Annotated in this window: 18 protein-coding genes; 3 read left to right on the top strand and 15 right to left on the bottom strand. The window is 56.9% G+C overall.

The window, feature by feature from the left end:
- Positions 1-3: 3 nt before the first annotated feature.
- From CHB83_RS09225 to CHB83_RS23510, 12 genes are all read right to left on the bottom strand, one after another.
- Positions 4-876 carry an HNH endonuclease gene (locus CHB83_RS09225; RefSeq protein WP_089332416.1) on the bottom strand — a complete coding sequence of 291 codons (873 nt, stop codon included), beginning with the start codon at positions 874-876 and terminating at the stop codon, positions 4-6.
- A gap of 10 nt (positions 877-886) precedes the next feature.
- Positions 887-2911 carry a Z1 domain-containing protein gene (locus tag CHB83_RS09220; RefSeq protein WP_179225497.1) on the bottom strand — a complete coding sequence of 675 codons (2025 nt, stop codon included), beginning with the start codon at positions 2909-2911 and terminating at the stop codon, positions 887-889.
- A 259-nt stretch (positions 2912-3170) separates the two neighbouring features.
- On the bottom strand, positions 3171-4826 hold the full coding sequence (locus CHB83_RS09215) for an ATP-binding protein (protein ID WP_089332414.1): 1656 nt from the start codon (positions 4824-4826) through the stop codon (positions 3171-3173).
- On the bottom strand, positions 4823-6184 hold the full coding sequence (locus CHB83_RS09210; RefSeq protein WP_089332413.1) for a DNA cytosine methyltransferase: 1362 nt from the start codon (positions 6182-6184) through the stop codon (positions 4823-4825). The genes CHB83_RS09215 and CHB83_RS09210 overlap by 4 nt, the downstream gene beginning before the upstream one ends.
- A 9-nt stretch (positions 6185-6193) precedes the next feature.
- Positions 6194-6574 carry a very short patch repair endonuclease gene (locus tag CHB83_RS24370; RefSeq protein ID WP_394340143.1) on the bottom strand — a complete coding sequence of 127 codons (381 nt, stop codon included), beginning with the start codon at positions 6572-6574 and terminating at the stop codon, positions 6194-6196.
- A 522-nt stretch (positions 6575-7096) separates the two neighbouring features.
- Entirely contained in the window at positions 7097-7954 is an 858-nt protein-coding gene (locus CHB83_RS09200; RefSeq protein ID WP_245855308.1) for a PD-(D/E)XK nuclease-like domain-containing protein, read from the bottom strand.
- Positions 7955-8002: 48 nt separating this feature from the next.
- A complete protein-coding gene (locus CHB83_RS09195; RefSeq protein WP_089332548.1) occupies positions 8003-8266 on the bottom strand; it encodes a hypothetical protein in 264 nt (87 codons plus the stop codon).
- A 59-nt stretch (positions 8267-8325) separates the two neighbouring features.
- Positions 8326-9021, bottom strand: coding sequence for a hypothetical protein (locus CHB83_RS09190; RefSeq protein ID WP_089332411.1), 696 nt, complete (start codon positions 9019-9021; stop codon positions 8326-8328).
- Between the two features lie 66 nt (positions 9022-9087).
- Positions 9088-9402 (bottom strand): DUF3846 domain-containing protein, encoded by a 315-nt coding sequence (locus CHB83_RS09185; protein WP_089332410.1) that lies wholly within the window; start codon positions 9400-9402, stop codon positions 9088-9090.
- On the bottom strand, positions 9395-9709 hold the full coding sequence (locus CHB83_RS09180) for a hypothetical protein (protein WP_089332409.1): 315 nt from the start codon (positions 9707-9709) through the stop codon (positions 9395-9397). The genes CHB83_RS09185 and CHB83_RS09180 overlap by 8 nt, the downstream gene beginning before the upstream one ends.
- Positions 9696-9989, bottom strand: a complete 294-nt coding sequence (locus CHB83_RS09175) for a hypothetical protein (protein WP_089332408.1) — start codon at positions 9987-9989, stop codon at positions 9696-9698. The genes CHB83_RS09180 and CHB83_RS09175 overlap by 14 nt, the downstream gene beginning before the upstream one ends.
- Positions 9982-10356 (bottom strand): hypothetical protein, encoded by a 375-nt coding sequence (locus tag CHB83_RS23510; protein ID WP_143437070.1) that lies wholly within the window; start codon positions 10354-10356, stop codon positions 9982-9984. Before CHB83_RS23510 ends, CHB83_RS09175 begins: the two co-directional genes overlap by 8 nt.
- A 180-nt stretch (positions 10357-10536) precedes the next feature.
- On the opposite strand from CHB83_RS23510, the gene CHB83_RS09165 reads away from it, so the two are divergent.
- Positions 10537-10893: an SLOG family protein gene (locus CHB83_RS09165; protein ID WP_089332406.1), complete on the top strand. Its 357-nt coding sequence runs from the start codon at positions 10537-10539 to the stop codon at positions 10891-10893.
- A gap of 426 nt (positions 10894-11319) precedes the next feature.
- Here CHB83_RS09165 and CHB83_RS23505 read toward each other — a convergent pair whose 3' ends face one another.
- Positions 11320-11544 (bottom strand): hypothetical protein, encoded by a 225-nt coding sequence (locus tag CHB83_RS23505; protein ID WP_143437068.1) that lies wholly within the window; start codon positions 11542-11544, stop codon positions 11320-11322.
- Between the two features lie 99 nt (positions 11545-11643).
- Here CHB83_RS23505 and CHB83_RS09160 point away from each other — a divergent pair, with 99 nt between their 5' ends.
- Together CHB83_RS09160 and CHB83_RS09155 are read left to right on the top strand one after the other, a co-directional pair.
- On the top strand, positions 11644-11916 hold the full coding sequence (locus CHB83_RS09160; RefSeq protein ID WP_089332405.1) for a hypothetical protein: 273 nt from the start codon (positions 11644-11646) through the stop codon (positions 11914-11916).
- On the top strand, positions 11891-12322 hold the full coding sequence (locus tag CHB83_RS09155) for a M15 family metallopeptidase (RefSeq protein WP_089332404.1): 432 nt from the start codon (positions 11891-11893) through the stop codon (positions 12320-12322). Before CHB83_RS09160 ends, CHB83_RS09155 begins: the two co-directional genes overlap by 26 nt.
- Before the next feature lie 154 nt (positions 12323-12476).
- Here CHB83_RS09155 and CHB83_RS09150 read toward each other — a convergent pair whose 3' ends face one another.
- Positions 12477-12989: a PD-(D/E)XK motif protein gene (locus CHB83_RS09150; RefSeq protein WP_089332403.1), complete on the bottom strand. Its 513-nt coding sequence runs from the start codon at positions 12987-12989 to the stop codon at positions 12477-12479.
- A gap of 74 nt (positions 12990-13063) precedes the next feature.
- Positions 13064-14968: a DEAD/DEAH box helicase gene (locus tag CHB83_RS09145; RefSeq protein WP_089332402.1), complete on the bottom strand. Its 1905-nt coding sequence runs from the start codon at positions 14966-14968 to the stop codon at positions 13064-13066.
- Positions 14969-14971 lie beyond the last annotated feature (3 nt).

Below are 14971 nucleotides of genomic sequence, written 5' to 3'. Positions count from 1 at the left end.
TTGTTAAAATGGGCAACGAATGCGGTGGGCACGTAACGCATCACGACTAGGGTGATGAATGGCCTGTGCGGGTAGCCTTATGGAACGACCTGCTAGTTCGCCATATTCGGAGCCAATTAAGGAAGGTGCTAGCAGCACAGTTAGCGTTTCAGGGTCTATGGCAAGCAACTGCAAGTCAAACAGTGTATGAATGTCAGTGCGCAGCGGTAGCCCATTCTGAATGTGATTGGTTGTTGTTCCTAAATAGGGTATGATGTGCGCGGCTTCAAGCAGCGCTTCTACTTTGCACCCTGTAACAGGGCAAGTACTGCTGTAGGCAGCGATTAAGCTGGCTCGAAAAGCAGCCTGCCCACGGCGGCGGACGATAGTGGCTAGCACCCACTCGCGGCCGTCACGGACAGAAGCAGGATTGAAGCCGCCTTGCTCATCTTGCTGGACCTGTATCTGCTCGATGCTTGGCACACTGCCGCTGCGCGCCAGAGTCAAAGAGGCTAGGCTAGTGCCCGTATGGCCTTGGTACTCGAAGCGCCCGATATAGCGGAAGCCTGCATCAACGTACTGCGTTAAGCTCTCACGATAGAATACCAGCAACTCCAGCCCACGCGACTCATGAGTAAGCACAAGCTGCGTATGCCGGCCAAGCTGGCTTGACCAAAGAAGGGTATTCGTATCGACAAGCCGACTTTGGTACTGTGGGTCGGAAGATGCCTCCTGAGTAATAAACAGCCAAACGGAATCGTAGCCACTCGGCCGAAATACACTGGTCTCAATAGTAGTATCAGCCGTATCGAATAGCTGCCGCAACTCGGCGCGGGTGTACGACTGCTCTTCAACAAGCTGCCCAGAAGCTAGTCGTGGGCTTTGCGGATTCAGCATAGATATTTAGCTACTCATTTGCGAGCTTAACCATCTCGTCGGCTGCGTCGGAAGGCACCCATACAGCCAGCACGAAAGACTCGTAGCCAGGTACCTTACCAGCCTTTATCTCAAGCCGGTGAATTTGGAGCGAGAACCGGCCCTTATCTTTTATTTCTGTGTCGCCTGGATAAATGGCTTTGCCTTCTTCTTTCGACGGGTTGCGCCCTTGGAATAACGGTCCTTGCTTGAGCTTACCGTTTGAGGCAGTACGCAGCCTTGGCTTTTGCGGAGGAGGAGACATTTGATAGACTACCCCAGTTGCCCCAGGATGCGCTTTGCTATAAGCCTCTAAGTTATCTGCTAGCATATCAAATGCATCGGCATCATCGGTGGATAGGTAAACGTAGCCGAGGCTGCTAGTGTCCTGGGTGCCAAGGTAGGTATAGCTGCGCAGCAGCTTGATTATGTCCGTCAGCATTACTTCACTGGTTAAGTGAATCTGTGCTGGAGTACGCTCACTGCTACCTCTATCTGGCTGCCATGAGAAGCTAGGGTTGCTGATAAAGCTGTCGATGGCTGCTCGGTTGGCATCAATCTCAGCCGGGCTACCCTGTACCGTTTCGGTAGTTATCCATGCCCCACCAAAGCTATAGCGCTCAACATCTTCGCTTAAAACCGAGTTGCGCGTTAGGTGCTTCAAAGATGACGGCAGCTTTACCCGACGCTGAAAAGCGTTTAATGTGTGGTCGGCATCAAACGCCTTTAAGCGCGCATGCAAGTCCGATTCGTGCTTCACGTAGCCTTGAAATGCCTTGATTGCATCTTTCGCTAGATAGATGCGGCAGAGGTGGATGTACTTCTTCTTGTAGCCAAAGAAGCGAGCCCACTGCTGCATAGTATCGGCAGTACCAACACCTATACCGCGCGGCATGTATGTAACGGTTAGTCCTTCGACGGTGAAGCCGCGGGACATGGCCTGCCCACCTACCAGAATGAAAAACTCGTGATTAGCCCAATCTATCTGCGATACTGAGCCGGGCTTGCCGTTGAACTCATTAACCTGGGTAGCAGAAATGGCATCTACCAGCGTATCTAAGTGCTCCTCGAAAGGAGCCATATCTGAGTTGATGGAAAAAAGCTCATTGTAAGTGGCTTTAAACTGCCCTACTAACTCTTGACGCTCTGGCTCGTCTTCATCCTTCTTCAAGATGCGTACCCAGCGGCCTTTCACTGTGGTCACCCACTTGAAATACTGCCCATGAATGTCTTGGTACTGCGATGGATGCACCATCATGGAGCGGTTACGCTCGGCCGAGTCGGTTATGAGATGCTCAGTCACTCCAAGAAAAAACACGCGCATTGCCTCTTGCAGCGAGTTTGGAGCGGTAACTAAATGATGATTAGGAGAGTGAATCTCTATATCAGGAATCTCCTTTACCAGCTTCTTAAATAGTGGCTTAGAGAAAAAAGCTTGTCCACCGGTATAGCCAGCCCCAGGGGTCAGGAGCTTGATGAAATTAGGGGACATATCATCCTTCCGCCTGATAAACAGAAGCGCTTGAGGGGTAGCAGTATACTGCACATAAGTGTGGTGCGGCAGCGCACTCTTCAGGCGTAATAGCTGAGCATATACCGGGCTTAGCTTTTCGGGCAGCCCAGCAGCTAAGCGCTTCCGATTTGCTTTGGCCTCGGTGTTCATTCCAGCCTGGTCCGCCTCGTCATCGACAATCAGGGTAGGCACTCCTTTAAACTCTTCGCTCAGCTTTTCTATCACCTCAATAAGGTTGCCGAGCCGAGTCTTGTTTTTCATGACAGCGACAATAGCTGTGCGCTTGCGCAGCTTTGATTTACTGCTGCTTTTATACTCGTTTAGCGTTGCCTTGATGAGCTCTTCGCCATGTGAGCCTTTGGGGTCAGACATAATTCGCCAGTCGAGCGAGTTAGCGCCAACAATCTGCAAGTCTTTGGTAAGGCGCTCAACTGACTGTCGAATCAAAGCTCTCTGAGTTCCAGCTAGCACGATAATAACCTGATAGCCATTATCTCGCGCCATAGCTATTAGAGAGGTAAAAGACATGGTCTTTCCACTCTGCACGTACCCAAGGGCAAGTCCAGTCTCAGAGTTTACAGAAACGTTAGGCGAGCCACATAAGCTTAATATATCGGCTGTTTCTTCTATCAGCAGATTAGTAGCAGGAGACGGCAGCCCCAATTGAGCTTTTAGACGCTCTATCTGTTTTCCGCTGGTTTTTACGGGCCACTTAGCCGAGGTATATATTGTATTCATAATTGAAGCAACTGAAAAAGACTTTTTACAGCTTTAATAATAACTCATTCACATAGTCCATCAGCACACTGGAGTGAGCGGAGCCGCCTTCTTGAGCAAGCGTCTTTGCTAAGGCAAATGCTGCCCCAAGGCGTAAAATCGGCGCTAGCTGCAATGGCTCAATACCACAATACTTTATAGTAAATGGGTGATTCAGCGATACCCGAACGCCTAACAGCCGCTCATTCGCATTTGTCGGAGACCCTTCAGGAATACATGACTTGCTGATTGTCATCCAATCTGTATGGGCAGGGTTATGGCTTAGCTCAAGATACACGCGCCAGCTAATTCCATCTATGGTGGCAGAAAGGGTGTGAACCTCGGTAATCTTAGGCTGGCTGCCTTTAGCGCTAACATCGGCTTTGCCCGTCGGCTTGCTATTGTCGCCATTGCTACTGTCTGGTGGCTGAGGCGCAGCACCCTCTTTTTTCTCCTCGCTCCCAGAAGGCGCTGGGTTGGGCTGATGGCCGGTGGTCTTACCCCCATTGGCCGTATCATCTTCGCCGCCAGGCTGGCCACCCTTCCCGCTTTTTTCGTCTTGGCCTCCATCTTTGCCACCGGCCAACTCTTTAACCCGCATGCCGTTTGCCTGCTTGAGCAAGTCAATACCTGGGGCTTTGAGCGCAGCTTTTAGGCAGTTCAAGAAGTCATCCTCTCCGTCCTCCCACTGCACACCGTCTTTGGTGAAGCTGGCGGTAAAGTCATCAATATGTAGCTCCCCATAGATGCGCTGGCTATAAAAGCTGCCAGGGGCTCCGAATATCTTAGCTGGGCGGTAGGGCTCATCGTAGCTCCCCTCCACTACACGGCCGCGCCGAAGCAGAGCAAAGCCCGCCTCTTTAGTTTTAGCGGTAGAATATATGGCTGCAAATCCAGTGACGCGCTGACCGCCAGCGCATGTAAAGTCCAATTCTTTTCGCCACTTGATAGGCTCAGCCGTTTTGTCATTGTGAGGTGGCGCGACTAAAGCAGAGGGAGCTTTGTATTTAAGACGCTTACCATTAACGGTAATGACTATAGCATCAAAAAATTTGTCTTCACGGAGGAAGTCACGATAGATACTTGTTAGATGCTCCCGAATTTTAGCCACAGCGTGTGGGCTCGGCATGCTGTAGACATCACCTAAGTACAGGTTCGTAAAATGATGGCCCATAACCGAGGGCGAAGGGTTTGTGCTCAGCGCGCTAGTATCCTCTTCGACAATACGCTGCACGTCAAAGACGATTTTTCTCTTGACGTCATCACCTAAAGCCTGCGTCTCGACTGACCACTTAGGAGAAAACCAGCAGCTAGCAGCTTTCATACCCATACCGAACTCTGAAAGTCCGCTACGGTCGGGTGGGCGAACAGCCATCCGAAGCGCACGCTCCAAATCCTTGCCACTGATGCCAGCAGCATTGTCAGAGATTCTAATGTAGTTCTCCTCTACATTAAGCTCAATATCAATCATTAGCTGATACCCCCAATAGGTATCATCCAGTGCCTGCTTATTTTTTAAGTAGCTGTCAACCGCATTATCCACATACTCAGCAAGGGCAAACCAAGGCTTGTATTTGATGTAGCGAAAAATAGAAAGAATGCCTACTCCAGGACTGATGCCGACGGTTTCGACCGTAGGAATATTACTAAGCTGCTCACTCATGCAGTGACTAGGTTGATAGGATTAGATGTAAAAGCTATGCGCTGCTGCACAAGCTGAGGCTTTTGGGTGGGGTCGGATACTAATACTAAACGAGTGGCAATGCGCTTTACTACCTCTGCGTTGACAGCGTTGCCAAGAGCCTTAAAAGCTGCGGTATTATTAGCTGGCAGCGCTATATCGCCTAATGACTGCAGCGCAATACCTTCTTTAGGAGTGATGTAACGCTTGAGCCAGCCAATAGCAGGAACTTGAGTGCGCGTAGATGCTACTAGGGCAGGGAAAAAGTTTGCGCGCTTGACACGGATGCCGGAGGGGCGAAACTGTAATATCAGGCGGTCAAGCTTACGGGTCTCGCCTTTGCAATTCCACTCAAACTTCTGCCAACTGAAAGGCAACTCTTTAATCTCCTCCATAACGTCCTTCAACTCATCCTTGTATCTCTGAAAGAAGGCGCGGTTATCCCTAATAAACTGCTGCTTCCACTTTGGGAAAAGCAATTCGCCCCTAGCGTAAGTAGGAATGTACTGCTTCTGCTCTAAGGTGCTGAGACCATCAAGGCTTTGGCCGAATATGCCTTTATGCGCGCCTAACTCCTTAGCAGAAAGCTGTTCAGGCACTTGCTTCTCAAAAGGATAAGTTGCTTCGTATTCCGTGGCCCAAATTGGAAAAGAAGGTATGGGGGCGTTAGGGGGCAGGCAGTCGAGGAACTTTTGCCAAATAGCTATGGCCTCTACCTCCCTCTCTGTGAGCGGTCTAATGTCGCTAACGTCAGGATTTTCCTCAATGATAGTTCGTATCGACATATTCGGGTAGCTCTCTGGCTCTGGCCAGGCGAATTGGCTAAGGCCGCCTATATCTCTCCGAGCGGCAACAATAAACATTCGCTGCCGAAGCTGAGGCACTCCGAATTGATGAGGAGAGAGTATTTTGTGGTCCACCTCATACTCAGCATCCTCTAATGTCTTTTTAATTACAGCCCAAGTGTTGTGGTTGTCGTGTCTGAGAAGATTAGCAACATTCTCTAGTAGCACATAGCTTGGCTTGTGGTGGTTGATAATGCGCATAATCTGGTAGAAGAGGTTGCCGCGTACCTCATCGCTCAATCCTTCCTGTGCACCAGCTTTTGAGAAGGGCTGACAAGGAAAGCCCGCACAAAGCAGTGAATGAGCAGGTATATCCTTTTCATCCACATCCCTAATGTCTCCTCGAATCATATCCTCCGCTAGGCCGTGATTGATATGGTAGAGGTCACGTAATTCTTTGTTCAGCTCAGATGCGAAGACGCACTCCATGCCAAGCTGCTCTAGCCCAACATGAAATCCACCCAATCCCGCAAATAAGTCAATGAATTTCACCATTTTACAAAGCTAGACTTCAGCCGCTAGCAAGTTTTTTATTCGTTGAACAGCCTCGTCAAGCGAGGATTTTACTTGGCACTCCCACACAGTATGTACCTTCCAGCCAAGCTCACTAAGACGCTCAGCATGCTGAGCGTCTCGCCGACTATTACCAGCAAGCTTCTCATTCCAGTAAGAGGCGTTATGTCGGGGACGTGCAATGGCGCAGATAGGACAGCTATGCCAATAGCAGCCATGCACAAACACTATTAGCTTCTTAGCTGGAAACACTAAATCTGGTTTTCCGGGAAGCTCCTTTGAATGAAGCCGATAGCCTCTAACTCCTTCTTTCCATAATGCTTTCCGCAGTAAAAGCTCAGGCTTGGAGTCCTTCGCTTTATTGCCCTGCATGGTCTTCGTCACGGCTTGTGACTTGGGCATGGGGTAGCCGCTCTCCGGGTCTCTAAACTTCATTGCCATACTTAGGGCGCTATTGGTTACCCTTGCTTCCCTCCTACTTAATGCCATTCTTTTTAGCAAAAAGGGTGCATACAAATCTAACTCGGTTCATGCTGTATTAAAAGCGCTCATATCTAAAATCCTATCTGAAGCCAGATAAATACCTCGCTGGTTTCTGATATTGCCGTCTCATAAGCTTAGCATGTTGCTCTTTTCTGCATTTGAGGCATGTATCTCCGACACAGCGAAATCTATAAGACCCGCGACGCCCAGTGTTACGTTAGCTGAAACTTGCTCCGAACTGTGAGCCATTCATTTACCACAGGCCTTTTGGAACCGTCGAACTGGCTTCGCACTGCCTGCAGAATGCTCACGCCGTCAGAGAGGAATTCTATCTAGATGGAAGCGGGCAGCGGTCCGTACCAAAATAGCTTCAGCCAATTGATACGGACGCCTGACAAGGTAGCATAAGTATTACGCGCAGGCCGCCAGCGGTACGGAGCGGTGGCCGGACTCATCGAGGTAGAAGGCGGAGCCGACGTGATGATGACGTCCCAGCCAGGCAAGGGCGCTTGCGGCTGTCGGAAACGGACCGGAACTGTTGAAGCACTCACTGCCAGCGGCAGTTTCCAGCCTCACATAATACTGTTTGTCGCGGGCCAGATAGACGTCGCAGTGTTTAGAAAGCGGAGCTACAGCCGTTGCCAGCACAGCGGCGTGCCGGCGCAGTAAGGCGGCATACTTCTTCCGACCCTGGGCAATCATGGAGGCGTTGGCCTCGAATACCCAAACCTGGTGCGGGGCCTTCTTCTGCACGCCAATAATCAGGAACCGATCAGCTTGCAGGGTATCGAGGTAGAGGGCGGCTTGACGGTCGTAATCGTACTGCTCGACGGTGGCCAGGAACTGCTCCCGGTCGCGGCAACTGGTGGTCTTGAAGTCGATGAGGGTGCGGCGGCGGCCGGCGGGGCTGACTACCAATAGGTCAGGACGCACCTTTACCCCTACCCCGGTTTCGGTGTGTATGGCGGTATAGGTCAGCTCGGCCTGGCCCCGATACAGCAGGTCGCGGCAGTAGCGGTGGCGGCGCACATGGCGGGCCAGTTGCTCCAACTCCTGCCAGGGGCATTTGTCGGCGGTGCGGGCGTAGGTGCGGGGCTCCAGGGTGGCGGCGTGGAAAGCGGCGCCGTAGGCCAGGGCCTGGGGGTTGGGGGCACGCAGTTGGCCCAGCACCTGGGCTTTCAACTCTGAGAGGTCGGTATTGGAAACCTGGGGCAGGGCACGGTGCTGCTCGTGGGTGAGGCCGGGGTAGCTCTGAAGGCTGTGAAACATGGCGTTTAGGGTCTTGGGACTTAGGGAATTGACTTGTAGTGCTGGTGGCTATCGGTCTTCCAGAATGATAGCCAGGCGGCTGGGGTCGTCGGTGCGGTGCAGCCAGATGTGGGCACCGCCGCATCCTACCTGGTAGGCCGGGGTCGGGAAAAGCTCCCGAATGGCTGGCGCTAGGCTGCGCACGTCGGGCAGCGGCGCGGCTTCTTCGATGAGCTGGCCGAGCCGGGCTAGGCGGTCGGCTTCCGCTGCGTCAAGCGGCGTCTGCTCAACCGCAAGCCGGGGCAGCGTGGTAACAGGTAGAATCTGAGGCATAGGAGTGACGTAGTGGCCGGCAACGGCCCCCGCCCTGGTGGGAGCGGGGGCCGGCTGCATCAGGCGGCCTGCTGGGCTTCTTCTACTTCTTCCGGCGCGGCTTCCGGCTCGGCGGGTGCGGTGTAGCCGTGGGTGATGCGCACGTCGGCGGCGCTGGTGTGAGTTTCCTTGCGCCAGATGGGAAAGTCGCGGGCGAAGTCGCGGCGGGCGGCTACCTCCTGCGGATCGGCGGCCTCGTAGCTGAACTGCGCAATGAAATAGGTGGCCTTCTTGCCGTCCTTGGTCGTCTCTTTCTTCTCGGCCTGCACTTTCACTACCACGTCGGCCAGGGTGAGGTCGTCGTAGAAAAGCGGCTCGATGAGGCGGTACAGGTTTTCGACGCTGTAGCCGTGAAAGAGCACGGCGCAGATAGCGCCTTTGTCGTCGGCATAAAACAGTTCAGCCCACAGCTTGCGGCCCATGTTCAGAATGTTGTCGTGGAACACGCGCCAGGCCAGCGGAATAAAGCTGATGGCGGAGCCCAGCGGCGTAATGCCGCCGATGTTGAACTGGCCGGCCTTGGCATCAAAGCGAATCTGGCGCGGGTGGCCGGGCAGGTAGCGGAAGCGGGGCACCTGCACGACTTCGCCGGTGGCCTCGTCCGCCTTTTCCAGCAGGTAGGCGGGGCCGGCTACGGCTAGCACGGGGGCAGCGGATGGAGAAATGGCCGGCAGTGTGGCGGCCTGGGCTTTGGGGGTTTTGGTGGCGGTTGCCATAACAGGGAAGGGTAAGAAGATGAAAAAGCGGGGCCCGTTAGCGGCCGGCCCCGTCGCCGGCCGGGCTTACCGGAATTGGGAATCGTGGCAGAGGATGGCGCGGCCTACGATGTGGTCCACGCCACGGGCCTCCGGCACATGCTTATGCCAGAGGTAGGTAGCCAGCAGATTCAGGTAGCAGGGCTGCTTAAACTTGCCTTCGTCGTCGATAATCAGAATCAGCTCATCTGTGAGCCTTACCACGTCCACCAGCTCACAGTTGAGCAGCCGGTACAACTCGGCCAGCTTGAAGCTGCGGCCGTTGCCGGGGCTGACGGGGCACGGGTCGGGGGTGTTGGGGTCGAGCAGTTGGGGCTGGAAGGTGGTAGCGGTTTTAGGCATGACGTAGTGGGGTTAGCGGTTCTTGGAGTTCCCAGGGGTGCGGGTGGTAGTCATCGGCCGGGGCGGGGAGCATCCCGTTGCGGTCGGCCGGGCGCAGGCGCGGCGGCGCGTTGAGCTGGTTGGCGGCGGCCTGCGCCTGCTCGTGGGTGGGGTAAGAGCCGGGGGCGGCCTGCTGCTGGTAGTGGCCGGGGCCGCCGGCGGTAGTGCCGGGCAGGGCCATGTCGCGCACTACTGCCCAGCCGTGGCCGGTGGCATACAGGCAGGCCGCGTACCAGCGACCTGCCTGCGGCGCATTACCAGCGGGCATACTGCTGGCGGAAGCGTTGCAGCTGCTCGCCCTCGGGGCTTGCGTGGAAGGCCTCGGCTGCTGCCTTGTAGGCGGCGCGGGCCTCCCGCAGTCGCAGAATAGCCGCGCGGATGCGGGCGAAGCGGGCCGGCCGGCGCGGGTACTCGTCGCGCAGGGCCAGAAAGTCCTGGCGGGCATCGAAGAGGGTGTTCTGGGTGCGGGCCAACTGCTGACGCACGCCCAGGGCCGGGGCCGCCTCCCCCTGGGAAGCGGCCGGCGCGGATAGCAGGGCATTAACCATGAAGCAGACGGGCGCAGCGGTGACGACGGGCCCGGCAGGCGAAGCCGTGGCGGGTGAACTGCAGCCCGGCCCACTGCGCGGCGGCGGCGGTAATGACGCGCTGGGCGTGGCGACGCTCATAGCAGGCCCCGCCGGGGCAGGAGGCGGCCCAGGCCGCTACGGCGGCGGCAATGGCGGCAAAGGGGCAGGCAAGGCCGCAGGCCTGATACAGCACCCAGCTGTGCGGGGCTGTGGTGCTGACAACGAAGTAGCAGACCTGATAAGATGGAGCGCCTGCGGGGCCACTGATGGCAACGTGAACGGCGCTAAGCGCAGGGCCGGCCCATGCCTCCGTGGCAAGCTGGGCAAACTGGAAATGGGGTAGCATGGCTGTAGGTGTTAGCCGTGTGGTGCCCCGCGCCGTAGGCCTCCGGGCAAGGCGGGCAGCCGGGCCTTTCCCGACTTACTACCTAAATATACAATATTATTTGCAATATATTACAAGTATTATCTGCATTTATTTGCAATAATTTCCAGTAAATACAAGCTTATTTTCGTATCTTATATCATGGTAAAAGACAAAATAATAGTAGCGGTGGCAGGCAGCCGGAGCGTGCGGCAGTGCGCCGCCCTGCTTGCCCGGCTGCGGGAACTGGCCCCGGCCGGGGTGGTGAGCGGTGGCGCGGCCGGGGTGGACCAGCTGGCGACTGCCTGGGCCCGCGCCCACCGGGTGCCGCTGACTGAGCTGCGGCCCGACTACGCCACCCACGGCCCCGCTGCCCCCCATGTGCGCAATGCGGAAATAGTGCGCCGCGCCGACCTGGTGCTGGTGGTGTGGGACGGCCGCAGCAAGGGCACGTTGAGCGCCCTGCGGGCCGCCCGCCGCCTGGGCCGCCCCGTGGAGCTGCTGCCCCTGGACGCCTGAGCCGGGCCGCTGGCAGGGGCCAGGGCTGCCGGGTGCCGGACCCCTACCCTTGAAAGCTTAGGGGGTGTGGGGGGCTTCCCCCACAGAAGCTGCGTGCAACGCACCTATGGGTGGCTGCTTAGGGGCGGGCCGACGGGGAGGCGGAGAGTAGCGGAGCCGGACCGGCGGCTGGCCCCGCGTGGGGGCTAAGATGACTGGCGGCCCGTTTTCCAGGGCCGGTGGGCATGGTGGGCGGCAAGAGGCACTGGCCGGTCGGAATGCAGCGGAGCGGAATGGAGCCGGCGGGTGCCGGCGCGGTGGCGAGGGGTCTGGGGAGGCCCCCAGACAAACAAACCGGTGCGCAGCACACCGCTGATTTTCTTTGGCCTGCGTGGCCTGAACGCGCATTAGCTGGCTGCCGGCCCCGTTTCAGGGCGGGCTGCGGCCTTATCGGGCGGGAGCGGACGGGTGGCCCTGGGGGTGGGTGGTGCGGATGGGCAGGGCGGCCCGGCCGCGGGTGCGGTGGTCGGAGCGCCTGGGCAGCTTCGGCAGGTGGCGGGGAGAATCGGGAGGATGCAGCAGGGATGGGAGCCAAGCCGACGCAGGAGGCTGCCCGCAGGGCCGCAGCGAAGCGGAGTGGCGTACAGCCCGGCCCGAAGGGGCTGACCCCAAAAGCACAATCGGCAACCAACCGCAACCTGTTGTATATGACGGCTGTAGCGAAACGTACATTTGTTGCAAAGTATTACAAACGTCTAACTTTCCAACATCATGTTCAGCAGCACGAAAGCCGGCCATATGGCGCACATTATGGCAACCTCGTTTCTGGGCCAGGTGGCCAGCCATGAGCTGGTTCCGCCGGACCCTGATAAAATCGAGCAGTACGGACACCTGATTATTCAGGCGCTGGTGGCCATCGTGACCATCTGGGCCACGGTGCGCAAGGCCCTGCAAAAGCCGGAAACGGTGGTGAAGATTCCGGCCGAGGCGCTGCCGGGGGACGTGGTACCTGCCGATAATGCCCGTCGTGGTGACGCTGACTAAGGCGCAGCAGGAGCGGCAGAACCTGCGGCTGCGCGGCGTGCGTACCGATCTGCGGGCGGCCTTCGTGCTGGCCCTGGGTGCCTGGCAGGCACGGCCGGAGCTGGCGCGGCTGGGGCGGCCCATCGTGACGGAAGGCTACCGGAGTGCGGCCGACCAGGAGCGGCTGTATGCACAGGGCCGCACGACGCCGGGCCCTGTCGTGACCTACAAGCGTGGGGGCGAGTCGAAGCACAACCTGGTACCGTCGAGGGCGCTGGACGTGGCTTTTCTGCTGGCCAGCGGGCAGGTAAGCTGGTCGGCGGAACTGCTGCGGCGGTTCGCGCAACTGATGAAGGCAGCGGGGCCGGCGGTGCGGTGGGGCGGCGACTGGCCGGGGTGGAAGGACCGGCCGCATTTTGAGGTTTAAGGCGAATTGTGCAAGAGGCAATTGCACAAAAGGGGCCACTCCGGTGTCGGAGCGGCCCCTTTTTTATCGGTTGGGCCGGCGTAGAGTGGCAGGGAACATGCTGCAAAGAAGCTCCGCTTTTCCAGGATTAGTGGCGTTTCAGAGTGGCCTGTTATCATGCTGCGTAGCAGGCTAGCTCGGCAAATTGGGGCTGCCAGCGTTTCAGTATCTGAAACAGCTGCCGGGCGGCCGGAATGGTGGGCTGGCGGCTGAGCGATTCCAGCAGGTCGTGGGCAAGGTCGGTAAATGCGGGGGTAACCGCTGGGTCAGCGAGCACCACGGTAAGCAGCGAGTAGTCGGCGTACTCAATCGTCTTCACCCACAGCGTATTGGAAAACCTGTCGGTGGGCTGGCGGTGCGGGCGGCCCGGCGTTTTCAGCCAGAAAGCCCGCTCGCCGGTAGCGGCTACCAGCCCCAGGTACAGGTTGGCTGCCCCGCATTGTTGCACATGCTGCTCCAAGAGCAGGCCGACATCAGGGCTGGCGGGCTGGTTTTCCAGTGTCTGCCAAGCGGTTTCCAGGTTAAGGGGTGGGGCGGGGCGGTTCAGTATCATGCCGTTGGGGGTTTGGGTGCCAACAGCTTTCTGGTGTTTGTCGGTTCCTGGCTCGGAAGTGCCGGCGGCTGACATTACTTCTGTTTGGTGGTGATGCACTGTAGCACGTAATCATAGAGCTGCGTTGCGAAGGCCCCTGCGTGCTCTTATCATTCAGTAGCTTTGTTGTTGGAAGCAGTGGCAGGACGATTCTTTTTTAACGGTTCCAAGCGGGTTATGTGGTGGCAGGAATTGAGGAAGTCGCGGAAACAGTCGACCCATTGCTGTAGCTCGGGTACGTCGAAGCGGGCGCTGGTGAGGTGGGAGCTACCGACAACGATACGCTTGACGCGGGCGCGGGTAATGGCCACGTTGAGGCGGTTAGGCATGAAATAGAAGCTAGCTCGCTGCAAAGCGGAGTCAAAGCGACCGGACGTGAGCGACAGTATTATCACGTCACGTTCTTGGCCCTGCATTCGCTCCACGGTATCAATGGTGACTTGAGCTAACTCTTCGGGCGGGCGGTTAGCGCAACGTTTGTCGAGGCGGCGGCGGATGGCACGGCCCTGGGCGCGGTAGGGAGCAACAACAGCAATTTCGTGGGGAGGAACACCGCTGGCGAGCAGTTCAGCTACCAGTTCGGCAACATAGTGGGCTTCGCTACGCTCATAGGTTTTAGAGTTGCTGTGGCGCAGGTCTACGAAAACGCTAGGCTGGGCGGGGTCGAGAATGTCAGCGTACTGCGTAGGTGTCGAGGGTAGGTGAAGGGTGCGGGTAGCAGCGGACTCGTGGGGAGTAAAGTCGTTTTCGTAGAAGTGGGACGACGCAAATCCAGCTAGGCTTGTATTGAGTCGGTAAGTGACGTTCAGGCGAGTGCCGGGGGCGTGGATAAACAAGTGCTCGAATACGGAGCGGTGCAGGGCTGGGTCGGAATGGGACGCCGCAATAATGGGCGGCATTTGCTGGTGGTCACCAATGAAAATGTATCTGCGACCGGCAAGCATAGCGGCAGCGGCTTGCAGCAGCGTTAACTGGCTGGCCTCGTCGGCTATCACCACGTCAAATTTTACTCCTCCTAAGCGCCTAGTATAGAGAGCAAAACAGGTAGCACCGACGATGAAACCGTTTCCGTCCACAGCTTCAAGCGCGGGCCCATTTTCATGGTTAGCAACTTCGCCTAAGCCGTCGGCGTCGGCCTGCTTACCGACTTTGAGTAGGTGCGGGTAGCTGGTTACTTCGTGAATTTTGCGCAGGGCATTGTTTATGCCACGATGGTTAGAGGACGTAATAAGCACGCGCAAACCCTGCTGGGCGAAGGCAGTGGCGAGATGTGCCAAGACCCACGTTTTACCTGTGCCGGGCGGCCCCTGAATCAGGTAATGGCTGCAAGCGGCGTAAGCGTTGATAAACGCCTCGCGCTGCCGGGCGTTGAAACCTAATGGAGCAGCCAAGGCTTCGGCTTGGGTGAGGCGGTCAGGGTCGAAGGCAGGTAGCTGCTGGTTAATGAGCACGTCACTAATAGCATCAGGCTGGCTCGCCAAGAGTTGGTCGAGAGCTTTATGCAATATCCACCGTAAGTCCGGCTGATGAGCATCCAAGACCCAGCCGTCGGAGAGGCCGCGGGCGCGGGGGTTTTTACCAAACTCGGCTTCCAGCGTTAGCCGTTGGCCGGCGTCTTGCATGACCACTAATGGGTAAGATTCACGCTCATTGAATGGGTCGCCACGGTGCAAGATGACATAGGAGCCAGCCCTGAAATTTGACCTATTGACGGGTGTTTCTATAGTGACAGTAGGCGAGAGCGACGCATAGGAACGAAAGTTGTTGAGAATCTTTTCCTCGCTCGGCTCAATGCCTGCGTTAGTAAGCCGCTGGCGAATGCTCTTGCGTGTTTCCTCACTCGGTACGGTGCCGGGAATACACACATTGGCAATGGCGCTGCCTTTGCGCACCCGCGCTGCCAGCGGCAGCGCCCAGGTCTTGCGTATTTCACGCTGCTGGGCCTCGTACTCGGCATCATGGAACCGGCGGAGCTGTTCAACCAAGTCTATAAGCTGGGGATTGGAGGCTGGCATAGC

Origin of the sequence: Hymenobacter mucosus, assembly GCF_900188255.1 — a bacterium.
Lineage (GTDB): Bacteria > Bacteroidota > Bacteroidia > Cytophagales > Hymenobacteraceae > Hymenobacter > Hymenobacter mucosus.
This window is presented reverse-complemented; position numbering and strand designations above follow the sequence as displayed.

Coding starts and splice junctions, on each gene's coding strand:
- CHB83_RS09225 (WP_089332416.1), bottom strand. CDS start 876: ATGCTGAATCCGCAAAGCCCACGACTAGCTTCTGGGCAGCTTGTTGAA.
- CHB83_RS09220 (WP_179225497.1), bottom strand. CDS start 2,911: ATGGCGCGAGATAATGGCTATCAGGTTATTATCGTGCTAGCTGGAACT.
- CHB83_RS09215 (WP_089332414.1), bottom strand. CDS start 4,826: ATGAGTGAGCAGCTTAGTAATATTCCTACGGTCGAAACCGTCGGCATC.
- CHB83_RS09210 (WP_089332413.1), bottom strand. CDS start 6,184: ATGGTGAAATTCATTGACTTATTTGCGGGATTGGGTGGATTTCATGTT.
- CHB83_RS24370 (WP_394340143.1), bottom strand. CDS start 6,574: ATGCAGGGCAATAAAGCGAAGGACTCCAAGCCTGAGCTTTTACTGCGG.
- CHB83_RS09200 (WP_245855308.1), bottom strand. CDS start 7,954: ATGTTTCACAGCCTTCAGAGCTACCCCGGCCTCACCCACGAGCAGCAC.
- CHB83_RS09195 (WP_089332548.1), bottom strand. CDS start 8,266: ATGCCTCAGATTCTACCTGTTACCACGCTGCCCCGGCTTGCGGTTGAG.
- CHB83_RS09190 (WP_089332411.1), bottom strand. CDS start 9,021: ATGGCAACCGCCACCAAAACCCCCAAAGCCCAGGCCGCCACACTGCCG.
- CHB83_RS09185 (WP_089332410.1), bottom strand. CDS start 9,402: ATGCCTAAAACCGCTACCACCTTCCAGCCCCAACTGCTCGACCCCAAC.
- CHB83_RS09180 (WP_089332409.1), bottom strand. CDS start 9,709: ATGCCCGCTGGTAATGCGCCGCAGGCAGGTCGCTGGTACGCGGCCTGC.
- CHB83_RS09175 (WP_089332408.1), bottom strand. CDS start 9,989: ATGGTTAATGCCCTGCTATCCGCGCCGGCCGCTTCCCAGGGGGAGGCG.
- CHB83_RS23510 (WP_143437070.1), bottom strand. CDS start 10,356: ATGCTACCCCATTTCCAGTTTGCCCAGCTTGCCACGGAGGCATGGGCC.
- CHB83_RS09165 (WP_089332406.1), top strand. CDS start 10,537: ATGGTAAAAGACAAAATAATAGTAGCGGTGGCAGGCAGCCGGAGCGTG.
- CHB83_RS09160 (WP_089332405.1), top strand. CDS start 11,644: ATGTTCAGCAGCACGAAAGCCGGCCATATGGCGCACATTATGGCAACC.
- CHB83_RS09155 (WP_089332404.1), top strand. CDS start 11,891: ATGCCCGTCGTGGTGACGCTGACTAAGGCGCAGCAGGAGCGGCAGAAC.
- CHB83_RS09150 (WP_089332403.1), bottom strand. CDS start 12,989: ATGTCAGCCGCCGGCACTTCCGAGCCAGGAACCGACAAACACCAGAAA.
- CHB83_RS09145 (WP_089332402.1), bottom strand. CDS start 14,968: ATGCCAGCCTCCAATCCCCAGCTTATAGACTTGGTTGAACAGCTCCGC.